Source organism: Bradyrhizobium lablabi, from assembly GCF_001440475.1.
Classification (GTDB): Bacteria; Pseudomonadota; Alphaproteobacteria; order Rhizobiales; family Xanthobacteraceae; genus Bradyrhizobium; species Bradyrhizobium lablabi.
In genome coordinates, this window is the sequence record NZ_LLYB01000053.1 from 81722 (window position 1) to 98401 (window position 16680).

The following is a 16680-nucleotide window of genomic DNA, read 5'->3' on the forward strand; positions in this document are numbered from 1 at the left end:
CTTTGCACGCCAGTCGGGCCGGTCCCATGGCTGCGCGGCCGGTGGGCGCGACAATACCCAGCGTTCCGCAGCCGCCACCTCCTCGCCCGGCGCCACCAAAGCGTCCGCGAGACCGGCCGCGATCGCCGCCGCCCCGCCGACCCTGGCGCCGTCGAGCAGAACCGGCAGCGCCGCCTCGACACCGATCAGGCGCGGAAGACGCTGGGTTCCTCCCCCTCCCGGCAACAATCCCACCAGCGACTCGGGCAGGCCAAACGTGCTCTGCGGCTGATCGGTGATGACCCGGTAATGCGCCGCAAGCGCGAATTCGGCGCCGCCGCCCAGCGCCAGTCCCGCGATCGCAACCGCAACGGGCTTGCCCGCGGTTTCGAGCTTGCGCAACCCTTGGCTCAGCCGGAAGAAGTGATCGAACGCAACACGGTCGCGTTCGGCGGCGGGCGCTGCCATGACCATATCGTAGGCGGTCTCCAGCTCGGCCAGATCGGCGCCGGCACAGAACGCCGAGGACTTGCCGGAGCGGATGACGACGCCCGCCACGTCGCTTTGCGGCAGCCAGTCGGCAAACCGGCCGAGTTCCTCGATCGCCGCGTTCGAGAACACGTTCATCGAGCGGCCGGGCATGTCGAAGACCAGGTGGAGGACCCCGCTCGGTGACTGTTCGGCCCGAAATTGCTTCAGCTCCGGCGTTCCAGGCATCGCTTCCTCGTCGCTTGAGTTACCGTTCGTTGGTGTACTATCGTACTTGCGTAGCGCCAGTCTTGCATTGTATATCCATCTCAGAGATGGTACACTAGCAAACTAAATCAGACAGGACGCGTTTTGACAATGATCGAGCGCACGATCTTTCGCGAAGAGCATGAAATTTTCCGGGAAACGGTCCGGCGCTTTGTCGATCGCGAGATCGTCCCCTTCCACGCCAAATGGGAAGAGGATGGCATCGTTCCGCGCGAGCTGTGGTTGAAGGCCGGGGCGGCCGGCCTGCTCTGCTGCACGGTGCCCGAGGAATATGGCGGGACGGGACTGGATTACCTCTTTGACGTCGTCGTCTTCGAGGAGTTGTGGCGGTCCGGCGCCAGCGGGCCCGGCTTTCTGATCCATACCGATCTGGTCGCGACGTATCTCCTGTCCTTCGGCACCGAGGCACAAAAGCGCAAGTGGCTGCCCAAAATGGTCTCGGGCGAAGCGATCGGATCGCTCGGCATGACCGAGCCTCATGCTGGTAGCGACCTCAAGGCGATCCGGACCCGCGCTACCCGCGACGGCGACGATTTTGTCATCAACGGCCAGAAGGTCTTCATTTCCAACGGCCAGCTTTGCGACTTCGTCGTGCTGGCGACCAAGACCGACAGCCATGCCGGGGCAAAGGGAGTTACCCTGTTCATCGTCGAGAGCGACCGGCCCGGCTTCAAGCGTGGCCGGAATCTGGAGAAGCTCGGCATGAAGGCGCAGGATACGTCGGAACTGTTCTTCGACAATGTCCGCATTCCCGGAAGCAACCTGCTGGGCAAGGAGGGCAAGGGATTTGCCCAGATGATGACCAAGCTGTCGCAGGAGCGCCTCGCCCAGGCGATCCGCTCGGCAACCGTCACCGAGACGGTGATCGACTGGACGTTGCGATATACCGCCGAGCGTAGCGCGTTCGGTCAGAAGATTGCCGATTTCCAGAACACCCAGTTCAAGCTGGCCGATCTCAGGACCAAGGCGGCCGTGGCACGCGTCTTCACCGACAAATGCATCTCGCTGTTCATGGAGGGCAAGCTCGATCCCGTGGACGCCGCGATGGCAAAGATGTTCACCTCCGAGCTCCACTGCGAGACCGTGGATGAATGCCTGCAGCTGTTCGGCGGCTGGGGATATATGTGGGAATATCCGATTGCACGAGCCTATGCGGACGCAAGGATCGTAAAAATCGCCGGAGGTTCGATCGAGATCATGAAGACGATCATCGCGCGGCAGATGTATTCGCAGCACGGATTTGCGCTGCAGAAGAACGGCGCGGTCTCGTGAGCTGAACGCCGCGCGTGTGAGCGCTGCAATGCCGGCAGCATCATATTCCGGCTTGATCGGGCCGCGCGCGCCAACAACAATGACAAACGACAAGGGAGGTTTGCGTTGAAGGGCCTAGCTGGAAAAGTAGCCGTCGTCACCGGCGGCGGACAGGGAATTGGCCGTGGGCTGACGCTGCGCCTCGCCGAGGAAGGCTGCAAGGTCGCGGTGTTCGACATCAACCCGCAAGCCGGCGAAGAAACCGCCAAGCTCGCGCCGCAGGCGGTCATCAAGACCTACGCGGTGGATGTCGGAGATGCCGCCTCCGTCGGCGAGGCCGTGGCCAAGGTGGAAGCCGAGCTCGGCCCGATCTGGCTCTTGGTCAACAATGCCGGCTGGGACCGGCCGATGCCGTTCCTGAAGACCGACAAGGACCTCTGGGACAAGATCATCCGCATCAACCTCTATGGGCCGCTCAACACCCACAAGGCGGTTGCGCCCCTGATGGCCGAACGCGGCGGCGGAAGGATCGTCAACATCGCCTCCGATGCGGCGCGGGTCGGAACCAGCGACGAAGCCGTCTACTCCGCCTGCAAGGGCGGGCTGATCTCCTTCACCAAATCGCTGGCCCGCGAGCTGGCACGCAAGAACGTTTTGCTCAACGCCATCTGCCCGGGCCCGACCAACACGCCGATGATGGCCACCGTCCTTGGCGAAGGCGAGCAAGCCGTCAAATGGAAGGACGCGATGGTCAGGGGAATCCCGCTGCGGCGGATGGGCGAGCCGGAAGACTATGGCGGGATCGTTGCCATGCTCGCCTCTGACGATGGAAAATACATCACCGGACAGACCATTTCCGTGTCCGGCGGAATGAACATGATCTAACCCGCGCGAGGAAATGCCATGACCGATCCAAAGCAGTTTACCGACGTCATCTACGAAGTTCGCGACCACGCGGCGTGGATCATCATCAACCGCCCAAAAGTCTACAACGCGTTCCGCGGACAGACGCTGGAAGAACTGATCCAGGCTTTCCATCTCGCCGCCAACGATCGGCAGGTCGCAAGCATCGTCCTGACCGGCGCCGGCGAAAAGGCGTTCTGCACCGGCGGCGATCAATCGGCGCATGAGGGCCAGTATGACGGCCGCGGTGTGGTGGGACTGCCGATCGATGAACTGCAGGGCCTGATCCGCGATGTGCCGAAGCCGGTGATCGCCCGCGTCAATGGTTTCGCGATCGGCGGCGGCAATGTGCTCGCCACGCTCTGCGACCTCACCATTGCGGCCGACACCGCCCAGTTCGGACAGGTCGGTCCGAAAGTCGGATCGGTCGACGCCGGCTGGGGTACGGCCTTTCTTGCCCGCCACGTCGGCGACAAGAAAGCCCGCGAGATCTGGTTCATCAATGATCGCTACACCGCCGAGCAGGCCCGCGAAATGGGCCTCGTCAACAAGGTGGTCCCCGCGGCGCAGCTTGACGCCGCCGTCAAGGACTGGACCGACAAGCTGGCACAGCGGTCGCCGACCGCCATCGCGCTGGCGAAACGGTCCTTCAACGCCGATTCGGACAATATCCGCGGCATCAGCAACTTCGCCCTTCACGCGGTGAAAATGTTCTATGACACTGCTGAATCAAAGGAAGGCGTCTCGGCGTTCAACGAGAAGCGCGAACCGGACTTCCACAAGTTCGTGTCCTGACGGTCGCTGACGTCGGAATCGCAAGTTGAGAGAGGGATCATGGCATCGCACAAGGTCATCATTTCCTGCGCGGTTACCGGATCGATCCACACGCCCTCGATGTCGCCGCACCTGCCGGTGACGCCTGCCGAGATCGCGGAGTCCGCGCTCGGCGCGGCGGCGGCCGGGGCCGCGATCGTTCATCTCCATGCGCGCAATCCGGTCGATGGGCGACCGGATCAATCGCCGGAGGCGTTCGAACCGTTCCTGCGCGTCATCAAGCAGAGTTCGAACGTCGTCGTGAACCTGACGACCGGCGGATCGCCCTACATGACCGTCGAGGAGCGCGTGCGGCCAGCCGCCACCTGGAAGCCGGAAGTCGCGAGCCTCAACATGGGCTCGATGAATTTCGGCCTGTTCCCGATGCTGAAGCGCTACAAGTCGTTCAAGCACGACTGGGAGCCGCAGATGCTGGAGGGCTCCCACGATCTCGTGTTCCGAAACTCGTTTAGGGATATCCGCTATGCGCTGGAGACGCTGAACGGCTCGGCCGCGCGCTACGAGCTCGAATGCTACGACACCAGCCACCTCTATAACCTGCACTATTTCTGGACCGAAGGCCTCGTCAAGGCGCCGCTGTTCATCCAGACCTGCTTCGGGCTCCTCGGCGGCATCGGCTCGCATCCGGATGACGTCATGCACATGAAGCGGACGGCCGACCGCCTGTTCGGCGACAACTATCGCTGGTCGGTTCTCGGCGCCGGCCGCGCCCAGATGCAAGTCGCTGCGATGGCGGCCTCGATGGGCGGGAACGTCCGGGTCGGGCTTGAAGACAGTCTATGGATCGGCGCCGGCCGCCTCGCCCAGACCAATGCCGAACAGGTGACGCAAGTCCGCAAGATCATCGAAGGCCTTGGACTGGAGATCGCCACTCCGGACGAGGCAAGGGAAATTCTCCAGCTCAAGGGCGGCGACAAGGTCGCCTTCTAGCTCCAACCTACGGCACGACGGACATGCTGCAAAATCGCCCGGTATTCGACGAAGAGCACGCCCTGTTGCGCGAAAGCGTCCGCCGCTTTGCCGCAACCAGGATACAGCCGCACTTTCAGGAATGGGAAAAAGCCGGGATCATCGACCGCGCCCTGTGGCCGGCCGCCGGCGAGGCCGGCCTGCTCTGTCCGCAGGTGCCGGAGCAATATGGCGGGATCGGCGGTGATTTCCGTCACAACGCCGTCGTCATCGAAGAACTCGCTTATTCCGGCTTTGCAGGACCAGCGACCGACTTCTCAGTGCACAGCGATGTCTGCTGCGGCTATCTGCTGCATTACGGCACCGAGGAGCAGAAGAAGAAATGGCTGCCGCGCATGGTCGCCGGCGAAACCGTCTGCGCCATCGCGATGACCGAGCCCGGCACCGGCAGCGACCTGCAGGGCATTCGCACGCGCGCGGTCCGGGAAGGCGATGAATACGTCATTTCCGGCCAGAAAACCTTCATCTCGAACGGCCAGATGTGCGATCTCGTCATCGTGGTTGTCAGAACCAACCCGGACGGCGGATCGCGCGGCATGAGCCTCGTGCTGGTCGAGACCGAACGCGCCGGCTTCCGGCACGGCCGCAACCTCGACAAGCTCGGTCATCTCTCCTCCGATACCTCGGAACTGTTCTTCGACCAGATCCGCGTTCCCATCGAAAACCTGCTCGGCTCGGAAGGCGGCGCCATGGCCGCGCTGATGAGCGAGTTGCCGCAGGAGCGGTTGACGATCGCGCTGCACTCGATCGCCGCCGCGCAGAAGGCGTTTGACATCACCAAGGATTATGTCGGAGAGCGCAAGGCGTTCGGACAGCCGATCGGAACGTTTCAGAATACACGGTTCAGGCTGGCCGATCTGAAAGCCGATCTTGCGGTCGGATGGGCCTATGTCGACCAGTGCCTGCGCGACCATGTCCGCGGCGAGCTCACGACCTATGCGGCTTCGACCGCAAAACTCTGGACCACCGAGATGCACGGCCGCCTGGTCGATCAGTGCCTGCAGTTCTTCGGCGGTTACGGCTTTATGCGCGAATACGAGATCTGCCGCCTGTTTGCGGATGCGCGGGTGCTACGCATCTATGGCGGGACCTCGGAGATCATGCGCGAGCTGATTTCGCGCAACCTCTGACGGAGGCGTCGCCGATCAATAGCTCTTCGGCAAGTCGAGCACCTTCTCGGCGATGAAACTCAGAATCAGTTGCTCCGTGATCGGCGCGAGCCGGGTAATCGCGACCTCACGGAACAACCGCTCGACATGATACTCCTTGGCGTAGCCGAAGCCGCCATGGGTCATGATGGCCTGCCAGGCCGCATCGTGACCGGCGCGAGCGCCCAGAAACTTCGCGCTGTTGGCCTCGGCGCCGCAGGGCTTACCGTTGTCGTAGAGCCAGGCGGCGCGCGTCGCCATCTGCCAGGCTGCCTCCAGATACATCCAGCGCTCGGCCAGCGGATGTTGAATGCCCTGGTTCTGACCGATCGGACGGTCGAACACGATGCGTTCCCGGGCGTAGCGCGTCGCGCGGCGCAGCGCGTCCTGCCCGATTCCGATCGCCTCGACCGCGATCAGTATCCGTTCTGGATTAAGGCTGTGAAGGATGTAGGAGAACCCCTTTCCCTCCTCGCCGATCCGGTCCGCTTCCGGAATGAACAGTCCATCGATGAAAATGGCGTTGGAGTCGACCGCCTTGCGACCCATCTTCGGAATACGGCGGACCTCGATCTTCGAGCGATCGAGATCAGTGTAGAAGATGGTGATGCCGTCGGTCGGCCGCTTGCAGTCTTCGAACTTGGTGGTCCGCGTCAGCAGCATGATCTTGTTGGCAACCTGGGCGGTCGAGGTCCAGACCTTCTGTCCATGGACGCGGTAGCCGCCGGGCACTTTTTCGGCAAAGGTCTTGATGCGCGTGGTGTTCAGCCCCGCATCCGGTTCGGTGAAGCCGAAGCAGCACTGGTCTTCGCCTGAAACGAGCCGCGGAACCCAGCGCCGCTTCTGCTCATCCGTTCCCTTCACGACGATCGGATGCGGGCCAAACAGATTGATGTGCACGGCGGACGACGACGTCATGCCGCCGCCGTGGCTTGCCACCTCATGCATCATGATGGCGGCTTCGGTCACGCCAAGGCCGGAACCGCCATACTCCTCCGGCATGGTGATGCCGAGCCAGCCGGCATCGGCCATGGCGCGGTGGAATTCGCGGGGAAACTCGCCGTCCTCGTCGCGCGCCAGCCAGTATTCGTCATCGAAGCGGGTGACGACGGCACGAACGCCGTCGCGAATGGCGGCATGGTCTTCCGGCACGTCGGCCTGATTGGAGAATGATTTATCCATTGAAACCTCCCTCCCCGACGGAAGCCAGCGTTCGACGCGCGGCGGTCAGATGCGGCATGTCGTACATCTTGCCGTCGATCCCGACCGTTCCGATCTCGGGATTGGCGGCGAAAGCGGCGACGACACGGCGCGCGTGTTCGAGATCGGATTCCGACGGCGTGAAGCAGGTATTGATGGTGGCAACTTGATCGGGATGGATCGCGATCCGGCCGACAAATCCGTCGCGGCGCGCGATCCTGCAGCTCTCCGCTAGTCCGTTCTGATCCCTAAAGTCCGCATACAGCGTTTCGAGCGCCGCCGCGTCCGCGGCGCCGGCCGCGAACAAACATTGTGCCCGCGCCACCCGGTAAGGAAACGTCCAGCATCCGTCCGCCTCCTTGTTGGTGAGCGCGCCCAGCGCCGCGCCCAGATCTTCCGCGCCCCAGGTCATCGCCACCAGGCGCTTGTTCTTGCGCGCATAGCCGTTGAAACCGATCATGGCGGCAGGCGTTTCGGTGGCGACGACCAATAGCTTGACGTGGCCGGGCGTCATGCCCGTGGCCACCTCCAGCACATCGACATAATGCGAGATGAGATCGACATCCTCGATGCCGTTGACCTTGGGAATGAGAATGCCGTCGAGGCCCGGACGCACCACCGCCGCCAGATCTTCCAGCGTAAGGCCGGTGCCGAACGGATTGATCCGAACCAAGAACGACCAGTCCCTCTTCGCTTCCCCCAGAAGCGCCTTGACGGCATCCCGGGCAAAGGCCTTTCGGCCCGGCGCAACCGAGTCCTCCAGGTCAAGGATCAGCGCGTCGGCGCCGACGCCGGTGGCCTTGGCGTATTTCCGTTCGCTGTCGGCCGGCACGAACAGAAGCGAGCGCAGTCTCATTTTGGTTGCCTCATCATCAGAGCGTTCCGGCGGCAGTAGACCACTTCCTCATCGCGCTGATTGAATCCGCGATGCTCGAACGTCACGATGCCCTGCGTCGGACGCGACTTGCTTTCGCGCAATGATACGACCTTGGTCTCGGCGCGCAGCGTATCGCCGCCGAATACGGGTCGCGGAAACTTCGTGTCTTCCATTCCCAAATTACCGACGGTCGTTCCCAACGTCGTGTCCTGAACCGACAGCCCGATGATCAAGCCCAGCGTGAAGATCGAGTTCATCAGCGGTTTTCCGAACTCGGTGCCCTTGGCGTATTCGTGATCGATGTGCACCGCCGCCGGATTATAAGTCAGCGACGAGAACAGGATATTGTCCATGTCGGTCACGGTACGCCGGATTTCATGGGAGAACGTCTGTCCGACGGAAAATTGTTCGAAGAAGAGCCCCGCCATTTGTTGCCTCTTGCTTGATCCCGGGGGTGAATAAGACGGCCTGCGCCGCAACGCTTTCTTGTCTTCGAGGCGTTTTCTATCGTATTGTCAATTCGTACACAAGTGTACCAATTGGGAGGATCCGCCATGCAAGCCGACATGAACCGGCAGGTGCGGCTCGTCGCGCGGCCGCGGGGAATACCGCAGGCCGAGCAGTTTGCGCTGGTGACGGAACCGGTGGCCACGCCGCGCGCCGGAGAGATCCTGATCAGGAACCACTATCTTTCCGTCGACCCCGCGCAACGCGGATGGGCCAATGACGAAGGAAACTACAGCGCGCCGGTGCCGCTCGATTCTCCCATGCGCGCGCTCGCCGTCGGCGAAATTCTCATGAGCAATGCACCTGAATTTCGCGCGGGCGAGTTCGTCTATGGCTGGTTCGGCTGGCAGACGTACTGCGTCGCCACAGCACAGGCCGTGCTGCGCCGCGTAATCCCTTCGGCATTGCCGCTGAGCGCGAATCTCGGCCTGCTCGGCATCAATGGTCTCACGGCCTATCTGGCCCTGCACCGGCTCGGCGATCCCAAACCCGGCGAACACGTGCTGGTCTCGACCGCGGCCGGCAGCGTCGGAAGTTTTGTCGGACAACTCGCTCGGATAGCCGGTTGCCATGCCGTCGGGCTGACCAGTTCAGCCGAAAAGGCTGCACTGGCGCAAGCGCGCTACGGCTATCGGCGCATGATCAACTATCGCGACACCGCCGATCTTGCCGGCGCGATCCGCGAGGCATGCCCAGATGGCAACGACGTCTTCTTCGACAATACCGGCGGGCCGATCGCCGACGCGGCGATCCGTTCCATGCGGCTGCGTGGAAGGATCATCCAGTGCGGCACGGCCGCGAACGCCTCCTGGACGCCTGTTCCCACAGGGCCCCGTCCCGAACGGGAAGTTCTCACCCGTCGCCTGCGGTGGTCCGGCTTCATCATCTTTGACCACGTTGCCGAGTTCGAGGAAGCGGCAACGCACCTGACGCAATTCGCACTCGACGGCAAGATCGTCCACGACGAGGAAATCCTGCCGGGGCTCGAACATGCGCCTGGCGCCATTGCCCGGCTTTACCGCGGAGAAAATCACGGCAAGCTGATCATTGCCGTCGACTAGGCGACGGTCACCTTAGCCGCTGGCTTTCCGCTTCATCACCTCGGGCAATGTGGCGCGATGAAAGCCTTCGAACGGCACGCTGCGGCTGTGCGGCTCCAGCTTCCAGGTGGTTCGCGCATTCGGCGTGCCGCCGTCGACGCGAAGGCAGGAGCCGGTGACATAGGCGCCCGCCGGCGAAAGCAGGAAGATGATGGCGGCGGATATTTCCGCTTCGGTTCCGAACCGCTGCAGCGGCACGCGCTCGGTGAAGTCGTGCAGCTTCGCCTGCATTTCCGGCGTGTAAGTATCGAAGCCGCTCGACACAATCCCGCCGGGCGCCACCGCGTTGACACGCACGCCCGATCCCGACCACTCGCAAGCCGCCGTTTCAGTCAGCGTCAGCATGCCGCCACGGGCGGCTGCCGAGTGGCCGAACTCGGGCCAGCCGTGCCAGATGTCGGCGATGATGTTCACGATCGCGCCGCCATTGGCTTCCATCCAGCGGTTATAGACCTCGCGCATGAAGATGAATCCGCCGGTCAGGTTGTTGCGCACGACCGCCTCGAATCCCTTGGTGGAGATCGCCTTCAGCGGCGAGCGAAACTGACCGCCGGCATTGTTGACGAGGCCGTCGATACGCCCGTATTTCGCAAGCACCGCCTCGATGGCGGCCACGACCATCGCGTCATCGCGGATGTCGCAGGCGTGGCTCATCACCTGCCCGCCATCCTCCTCGATTTCCCGCTGCACCTCGTTGAGCTTCTCCACCGTTCGGCCCAGGATCGCCACGTTCGCGCCGAGGGCGGCGAGTTCGTGGGCCGTGCAGCGCCCGATCCCGCTGCCGCCACCGGTCACGATGATCGTCTGCCCCTTGAACAGGTCCGGCCTGAACACGGACTGATATGGCATGGTCTCGTCTCCCTGACGTCTGGTCGCTATCTTGCGGCCTCTGCCAGCGCTGCCGAAGGCAGCCCAGCATTGCGCCCGATTATGGTACACTATATTACTATATGTCAGCAAAGACAATGAACGATGGGAGCGCACCCGTGACGCAACCGAACACGATTACCCTGGAAACCCGCGGCGCGATCGAGATCCTGACCCTGAACCGCCCCGACCAGCTCAACGCCGTCTCGCCGGAAATGATCGCGGATTTAACCGGCTATTTCTCCGGTCTCCACGATCGCCCGACGACGCGCGTGGTGATCCTGCGCGGCAACGGACCGGAATTTTCCGCCGGCGCCGAACTCGGCTCGGATGCGTTCGCGGCACCCGGCAAGGGACGGCCACAGCGTCAGCTCAGGATGCAGCAAAACTATTCCGGCGTGATCCGCTTGATGCGGTCCTGCCCGCAGCCGATCATCGGCCTTGCCCATGGCGCCGCGTGCGGCGCCGGCTTTTCCTTCCTGCTGGCCTGCGACGTCCGCTTCGCCGCGCCGGATGCACGGATGAACGCCGCCTATATCCGCATCGGCGTCGGCGGCTGCGACATGGGCTCGGGCTACCTCCTGCCCCGGCTCGTTGGTCTTTCCGTCACGTCGGAGCTGTTGCTTACGGGACGCTTCCTCAAGGCCGAACGCGCGAAAGCGATCGGGCTGGTCAGCGATATCGTTCCGGCCGATGAACTGCTGGCAAAGGGAATGGAATTCGCCTCCGAAATGCTTCGCGTCTCTCCGATGGGACTGCGGCTGACAAAGCAGGCGCTCAACGTCCTCATCGACGCGCCCAGTCTGGATGCGGCACTCATGATGGAGGATCGGCAGCAGGTGATGCTGCTGGAGACGAATGACCATACGGAGGCGGTCGCGGCATTTCGCGAGCGGCGGGACCCGTCCTACTCCGATCAATGACCAGGACGGATGCCGCTTCCGCGCTACTTCGTTTCGGCAAATGCCGCAGCGATCTGCTTCAGCTTGAACTTCTGGATCTTGCCGCTGGCGGTGCGAGGAAGGTCAGCGACGGCCTCGACGCGCTCCGGCCAGAACTGTTTCGCCATCTTGCAGTCGCTTAAATAAGTTTGCACCGCGGCCAGATCGATCGTGCTGCCGGGGCGCGGAACGACGAAGGCGCAGCCGCGCTCGCCGAGCCGTGCATCGGGAAAACCAACCAGAGCGACCGCGGCGACGGCCGGATGCTTGTAGAGCAGGTTTTCGACCTCGACGACCGGCACGTTTTCCCCGCCCCTGATCAGAATGTCCTTCACCCGGCCCGAGATGCGGATGTAGCCATCCTCGTCCATGTAGGCGAGGTCACCGGAATCGAACCATCCCTCGCCGTCGAATGTCTGAAGCTCCGGCCGCTTGTAATAGCCCTTGAACATCTGGGCACCGCGAACGAGCAACCGTCCCGATTGACCAGCGGGCACCGGCTTGCCGTCGAGATCGACAATCCGGACTTCCATCCCGTCCTGCGCCCGGCCATCCGTAGTCGCCGACTTTTCCCCTGCCCGCGAAGGTTCGGTGAGCGTGCCCGACAGGATCTCGGTCATGCCCCAGAGCGAACAGACTTTTAGACCGAGCTCGTTGGCCGCCCGCTCGATCAGCACGGAAGGAATCGGCGCGCCGCCGCACAGGAACGAGCGCAGATCTTTCGGATGGGGAGCGCCCGCCTTCACAGCCTCGCAGATGTCGCTCAGGAACGGCGTCGAGGCGGCCGTATAGGTGACGCCTTCGCCCGCCATCAGGCTGACGCCGTGCTTGGCCTCCCACACGTCCTGCAGGACCATCGTGCCGCCAAGATAAACCGAGAGCAGAACGATTGCGGCATATCCCGTCATGTGGCCAACCGGCGAGGCCACCAGCAGGACATCGCTGGAATCGAGGCCAAACCTGCCCGTCAGCGCCTTGCAGCAGGCAACGAGCGAATTCGAGGTGTGCATGACGCCCTTCGGCTCGCCCGTGGTGCCCGAGGTAAACATCAGGACGGCCATGTCATCCGGAGCCAGACCTGAGGGAAGTTTTCCGGGATCGGACGCCAGCAGCGCCCGCTCGAAGCTGTCAGGTCCGTCGCCATCGACGACGATCACGTGCTGGAGATCGGGCAGATCGCCGCGCATCCCCTGCGCCATCGCTGCGTAGTCGAATCCGCGATAGGCCTTCGGAACGATGAAAACCTTGGCCTTGCAGAAATTCAGGATGTAGACCAGCTCGCGCTCCCGCAGGATCGGCATCACCGGATTCATCACGGCGCCGATCTTGCTGCAGGCGAAGGCTGTCACGACGAACTCCCACCAGTTGGGCAATTGCACCGTGACGATGTCGCCGCGCCCGACGCCGAGCTGCAGCAGCGAGGTGGCAGCGCAGTTTGCGCGCCTTTCGAGCTCCTTGTAGGTCAAACGAAGGGCCTGCCCGCGATCTGCCCGATCGGCGACGATCGATACCTTGTCGGGTGTCCTGGCCACCGCCTCGGCAAGAAGCTGATCAACGGTCTTATCGAGCCAGTATCCGGCCTCGCGGAAACTGGCGGGAGAAATATCTCGCTTGGCAGCGGCTGCGGTCATCTTTCCCTCCTGCGGCGGATTTTTCCGAATTCTACGTTCGGATTGATTTAGTTCACTAGTGTACCTTATTCTGGATTACGATAGCTTGCAACTGGGCAGGATTGTCGCGTCCCGATGGGGCCTGGCGCTGGCTTCACCGCCCGGTGAATACGGGCTTTCGCTTTTCGACGAATGATTTGACGCCTTCGCGCGCGTCGGCCGTCCGCGCAATGGTGGCGAGCGTCTGCGCCTCGTCCTCCAATTGGCTCTCGAGCGACCGGTCCAGCGTCTGCGAAAACAGGCGCTTGATCGCGCTATAGGCTTCTGTCGGACCCGCCGCCAGTTCCCGTGCTATTCGTTCCGCCTCGCGCTGCACGTCGCCATCGGGGACGACGAAGTCGACGAGGCCGAGCGACAGGGCTGTCCTGGCGTCCAGCGTTTCAGCCAGCAGAAAAAAGCGTCTCGCGCGCGCCATGCCGATCCGGCGCGTAACCGTGGTGGTGGAGCCGCTGTCCGGACTGAACCCTATCTTTGCGAAGGCCGACGAGATGCGCGCCGATTCCGCAATCACGACCAGGTCCGCCGCCGCCATCAGCGACACGCTTCCGCCGGCAACATTGCCGTGCACGGCAGCAACGACAGGCGCCCGCATCCGAACCATTCGCGCGATCGCGGCATGAAGATCGGCCGTCCAGGCCTTGATCGTTCTGGGCAGCGCGTCTCCCTGCTTCACCAGCGAGGTCAGGTCGCCGCCAACGCTGAACAGACGGCCGCGCGCCGACAGCAGGACCGACCGTACATCGGCCCGCTCGCTGAGTTCGGCAACGCACAGGCTGAATTCGCGGCAAAATTCGCCGTCGATCGGATTGCCGCGGTCTGCCTGATTGAGAACGATCTGGGCGAGGCCAGCATCGATGGTGCAATCAAAGCTCCTGGTCGACATCGCGAGATCCATCGGCGCCTCTCCCTCTTCGTGCCGCAGGCCAGCTTCGCCGCCCGCGCGTCAGATCGACCGCGTTTGCTTTTCCTTCCGCACCGAGGCCTGAATGGCCTCGCGGGCGCGCTGCCAGTCGGCCGGCGACAGTTTCGCCAGGCCAGCGAAAGTGCTGGGCGCCGCCAAATGATGGCCGCCGTCGATGCTGATCGTGTCACCGGTGATGTAGCTGCAGCCGTCCGACATCAGGAAGATCAGGAGATTGCGCAACTCGTCCATCTTGCCGAAACGGCGCAGCGGAACCTCGTCCGCCTGCGTCGCGCCGACACCGGTTTCCGCCAACGGATTGAGCTTGTCCCACGCGCCTTCGGTCGGAAACGGCCCCGGCGCAATCGCATTGACGCGAATGCCCTTGGGGCCCCACTCGACCGCCAGCGACATGGTCATGGCATGCACCGCCGCTTTCGCCATTGCCGCCGGCACCACATAGGCCGATCCGGTCCAGACCCAGGTGACGAGATTGCTGATGATGACGCCGGGTAAACCTTCGGCAATCCATCGCTTGCCGCAGGCAACGGACGCGTAAAAGGAACCATCCATCACCGTCGACCGGATCGCCTCGTAGCCCCGCGGCGACAGGCTTTCGGTCGGCGCCAGGAAATTGGCGCCTGCGTTGTTGACGAGGCCGGTGAGCGGGCCGTCCGCCCATATCGCCGACATCATCGCCTCGACGCTATCAGGGTCGCGAACGTTGGCGATCAAGGCGTCCGCTTGCCCGCGCGACCGTTCGCGGATCTCGGCCACCGCCAGATCCAGCACCTCCTTGCGCCGCCCGCATATGTAGACATGCGCGCCGTGGGCCGCGAACCCCACCGCCATTTCCTTGCCAAGCCCGGTGCCTCCGCCCGTGACCAGGATACGCTTGCCTTGAAGCAGGGCGGCGTCGAACATGGTGTCTTCCTTCCCTGCGGCGCGATTTTGATCGCGCTTCGCTATTTCCGGCCAGGAGCAATTCATACACTAGCGTACTTCTTTTGTAAACCGGTTAACGGTTGGCAACTAGAGTGCCCAGTTTGCGCCGAAAATCGCGATATGCCCTTTAAAATACGCTGGTGTATGGTATTAGTAAGGCCTGCCCCGACTCGCTTCAAGGGAAACATCAATGGTCGATCAGCCCGATTGGGATCTCCGGCTTGGATATCTCATCCATGACGTGTCGCGGCTCAGGAGGATGATGTTCGACCGCGCTCTGGCGCCGCTCGGCATCACCCGTTCGCAATGGTGGGTACTTGCGTTCATTTCGCGCAAGGACGGCCTGCCCCAGACCCAGCTCGCCAACGAGCTCGACGTCGGAAAGGTCGCCGTCGGGGCGCTGATCGACCGCCTGGAGTCTTCCGGCTTCGTGATACGGCAGGCCGATCCCGTCGATCGGCGCGTCAAGCGCGTCTACGTCACCAAGCAGGCCCGCGGTTTCCTCGAGAAGCTCCGCAAGGAAACCGACAAGTTCAACGCCATGATCGTCAACGGGATCGACCGCAAGCAGCTGGAAGGCGCATCGGATGCGCTGCTGGCCATGAAGCACAATCTGCTCGCGATGTCGGATGGTACGCTGCCGGAGAGCCAGAAGGAGAGCGAGGAGACGGAAGCGCCGCGTGCCAAGGCCCGCAAGCGACGACGGGCGGCCTGAGACGCGCAACCTTCTGATACGCCGACATCGGTGGCCGACGGATCATTTATTCTCGATTTTCGCAATCGCAACGATCTCTGCCCAGCGCTTGGTATCCGCCGCCTGAAATGCCCCCAACTCGTCGGGGGTCGCGCGAAACGGCTTTGCACCGACCGATTCCAGATAGGCCCTAGTCTCCTCGCGCGAGACGAATGCGGTCGTCAGCTCATTGAGCCTGGCAATGACATCGGTCGGCGTGCCGGCCCGCACATAGACGCCGACCCAGGCGGTCAGATCAGCTCCGGATATCCCGGCTTCCGTAACTGTCGGAACATTTGGCATCGGGGCCAGCCGCTCGTGGCTGGTCACCGCCAATACACGTAACCGCCCATCCTGCACCAACCCTTGCGCGCTGGCCGGATCGGCGAACACGCAATCGATCTCGCCGGAAAGAACGTCGGTCAGGGCCTGGGGCATTCCGCGATAGGGAACGTGCTGCATCGGGATTCCAGCACGAAAGCGGAAGAGTTCGGCAGCTCCGCGACTCGACGTGTTGCCGCTGCCGAACGACAGTGGCTTCTCGCGCGCCTTTGCCAGCGCGACGAATTCCGCGACGTTGCGCGCGGGAAACTCTGCCCTGACCGTCAGCATCATCGGAATGGTCATGATCCCGGCAACCGGCGCAAAATCACGGGCGGGATCATAGGGCATTGAATTGAAGAGATTGACGTTGGCGGCTTGGGTCGAGTTGGTGGTCACGAACACCGTGTATCCGTCCGCCTCGGCCTTCAGAACCGACAATGCTGCCAGATTGCCATCGGCGCCCGGCTTGTTCTCGACCACCACGGCGACGTTTGTGGCGGTCCCGATACTTTCGGCCAGACGCCGGGTCACGGCATCGGTCGCGCTGCCCGCCGGGAACGGCACGACAAGAGTGATCCGCCGCGATGGAAAGGAGGCAGCATCCGCCATGCCCATCCCGAGCAATATAACGAACAGGCTGAACGCGATCGTCCGGCACGCGCGCATGACTTGTTCCTCGACATCAACAGGTTGCCGCTATTGGCGGAGAGACGGTCCTCGATTTGTTCTTACTTGTACGCTGGTTTACTATCCATGAGAACATTTTATTACAAGC

The 16680-nt window shown here is 62.8% G+C and carries 17 protein-coding genes; 8 read left to right on the forward strand and 9 right to left on the reverse strand.

Translation table 11 applies throughout. The features are described from left to right. Positions 1-696, reverse strand: a 696-nt coding sequence (locus CQ14_RS09245; protein WP_199805483.1) for an enoyl-CoA hydratase-related protein, incomplete at its 3' end; no start/stop codon positions are given. A 129-nt stretch (positions 697-825) separates the two neighbouring features. On the opposite strand from CQ14_RS09245, the gene CQ14_RS09250 reads away from it, so the two are divergent. From CQ14_RS09250 to CQ14_RS09270, 5 genes are all read left to right on the forward strand, one after another. Continuing rightward, positions 826-2007, forward strand: a complete 1182-nt coding sequence (locus CQ14_RS09250) for an acyl-CoA dehydrogenase family protein (RefSeq protein WP_057857594.1) — start codon at positions 826-828, stop codon at positions 2005-2007. A gap of 105 nt (positions 2008-2112) precedes the next feature. Further along, positions 2113-2871: an SDR family oxidoreductase gene (locus tag CQ14_RS09255; protein WP_057857595.1), complete on the forward strand. Its 759-nt coding sequence runs from the start codon at positions 2113-2115 to the stop codon at positions 2869-2871. An 18-nt stretch (positions 2872-2889) separates the two neighbouring features. Further along, positions 2890-3684 (forward strand): enoyl-CoA hydratase-related protein, encoded by a 795-nt coding sequence (locus tag CQ14_RS09260; RefSeq protein WP_057857596.1) that lies wholly within the window; start codon positions 2890-2892, stop codon positions 3682-3684. 39 nt (positions 3685-3723) lie between these two features. Beyond that, complete coding sequence (gene kce / locus CQ14_RS09265) at positions 3724-4653, forward strand: 3,5-dioxohexanoate:acetyl-CoA acetone transferase (RefSeq protein ID WP_057857597.1); 930 nt, start codon at positions 3724-3726, stop codon at positions 4651-4653. Positions 4654-4676: 23 nt separating this feature from the next. Continuing rightward, positions 4677-5822 carry an acyl-CoA dehydrogenase family protein gene (locus CQ14_RS09270; RefSeq protein WP_057857598.1) on the forward strand — a complete coding sequence of 382 codons (1146 nt, stop codon included), beginning with the start codon at positions 4677-4679 and terminating at the stop codon, positions 5820-5822. A gap of 15 nt (positions 5823-5837) precedes the next feature. On the opposite strand, the gene CQ14_RS09275 is transcribed toward CQ14_RS09270, so the two are convergent. From CQ14_RS09275 to CQ14_RS09285, 3 genes are read right to left on the reverse strand one after another with little or no spacing between them, the layout of a single operon-like run. Beyond that, entirely contained in the window at positions 5838-7022 is a 1185-nt protein-coding gene (locus CQ14_RS09275) for an acyl-CoA dehydrogenase family protein (protein ID WP_057857599.1), read from the reverse strand. After that, complete coding sequence (locus CQ14_RS09280) at positions 7015-7896, reverse strand: HpcH/HpaI aldolase/citrate lyase family protein (protein WP_057857600.1); 882 nt, start codon at positions 7894-7896, stop codon at positions 7015-7017. Before CQ14_RS09280 ends, CQ14_RS09275 begins: the two co-directional genes overlap by 8 nt. Beyond that, complete coding sequence (locus CQ14_RS09285; RefSeq protein ID WP_057857601.1) at positions 7893-8345, reverse strand: MaoC family dehydratase; 453 nt, start codon at positions 8343-8345, stop codon at positions 7893-7895. The genes CQ14_RS09280 and CQ14_RS09285 overlap by 4 nt, the downstream gene beginning before the upstream one ends. Positions 8346-8471: 126 nt before the next feature. Between CQ14_RS09285 and CQ14_RS09290 the strand changes: the two genes are divergently transcribed. Further along, the gene (locus CQ14_RS09290; RefSeq protein WP_057857602.1) at positions 8472-9485 is read left to right on the forward strand and encodes an NADP-dependent oxidoreductase; all 1014 of its coding nucleotides are present in this window, start codon (positions 8472-8474) and stop codon (positions 9483-9485) included. 12 nt (positions 9486-9497) lie between these two features. Here CQ14_RS09290 and CQ14_RS09295 read toward each other — a convergent pair whose 3' ends face one another. Next, complete coding sequence (locus tag CQ14_RS09295; protein ID WP_057857603.1) at positions 9498-10373, reverse strand: SDR family oxidoreductase; 876 nt, start codon at positions 10371-10373, stop codon at positions 9498-9500. Positions 10374-10510: 137 nt separating this feature from the next. On the opposite strand from CQ14_RS09295, the gene CQ14_RS09300 reads away from it, so the two are divergent. Continuing rightward, complete coding sequence (locus CQ14_RS09300; RefSeq protein WP_199805484.1) at positions 10511-11314, forward strand: enoyl-CoA hydratase/isomerase family protein; 804 nt, start codon at positions 10511-10513, stop codon at positions 11312-11314. Between the two features lie 23 nt (positions 11315-11337). Here the strand turns inward: CQ14_RS09300 and CQ14_RS09305 are convergent, their stop codons facing one another. The 3 genes from CQ14_RS09305 to CQ14_RS09315 form a co-directional block, all read right to left on the reverse strand. Continuing rightward, positions 11338-12963, reverse strand: coding sequence for an AMP-binding protein (locus tag CQ14_RS09305; protein WP_057857605.1), 1626 nt, complete (start codon positions 12961-12963; stop codon positions 11338-11340). A 133-nt stretch (positions 12964-13096) separates the two neighbouring features. Continuing rightward, positions 13097-13897 carry an enoyl-CoA hydratase/isomerase family protein gene (locus CQ14_RS09310; RefSeq protein ID WP_057857606.1) on the reverse strand — a complete coding sequence of 267 codons (801 nt, stop codon included), beginning with the start codon at positions 13895-13897 and terminating at the stop codon, positions 13097-13099. A 48-nt stretch (positions 13898-13945) separates the two neighbouring features. Beyond that, positions 13946-14827, reverse strand: coding sequence for an SDR family oxidoreductase (locus CQ14_RS09315; protein ID WP_057857673.1), 882 nt, complete (start codon positions 14825-14827; stop codon positions 13946-13948). A gap of 211 nt (positions 14828-15038) precedes the next feature. Here CQ14_RS09315 and CQ14_RS09320 point away from each other — a divergent pair, with 211 nt between their 5' ends. Further along, positions 15039-15563, forward strand: a complete 525-nt coding sequence (locus tag CQ14_RS09320; RefSeq protein ID WP_057857607.1) for a MarR family winged helix-turn-helix transcriptional regulator — start codon at positions 15039-15041, stop codon at positions 15561-15563. A 42-nt stretch (positions 15564-15605) separates the two neighbouring features. Here CQ14_RS09320 and CQ14_RS09325 read toward each other — a convergent pair whose 3' ends face one another. Next, entirely contained in the window at positions 15606-16571 is a 966-nt protein-coding gene (locus tag CQ14_RS09325) for a Bug family tripartite tricarboxylate transporter substrate binding protein (RefSeq protein ID WP_057857608.1), read from the reverse strand. Between the last annotated feature and the right edge of the window lie 109 nt (positions 16572-16680).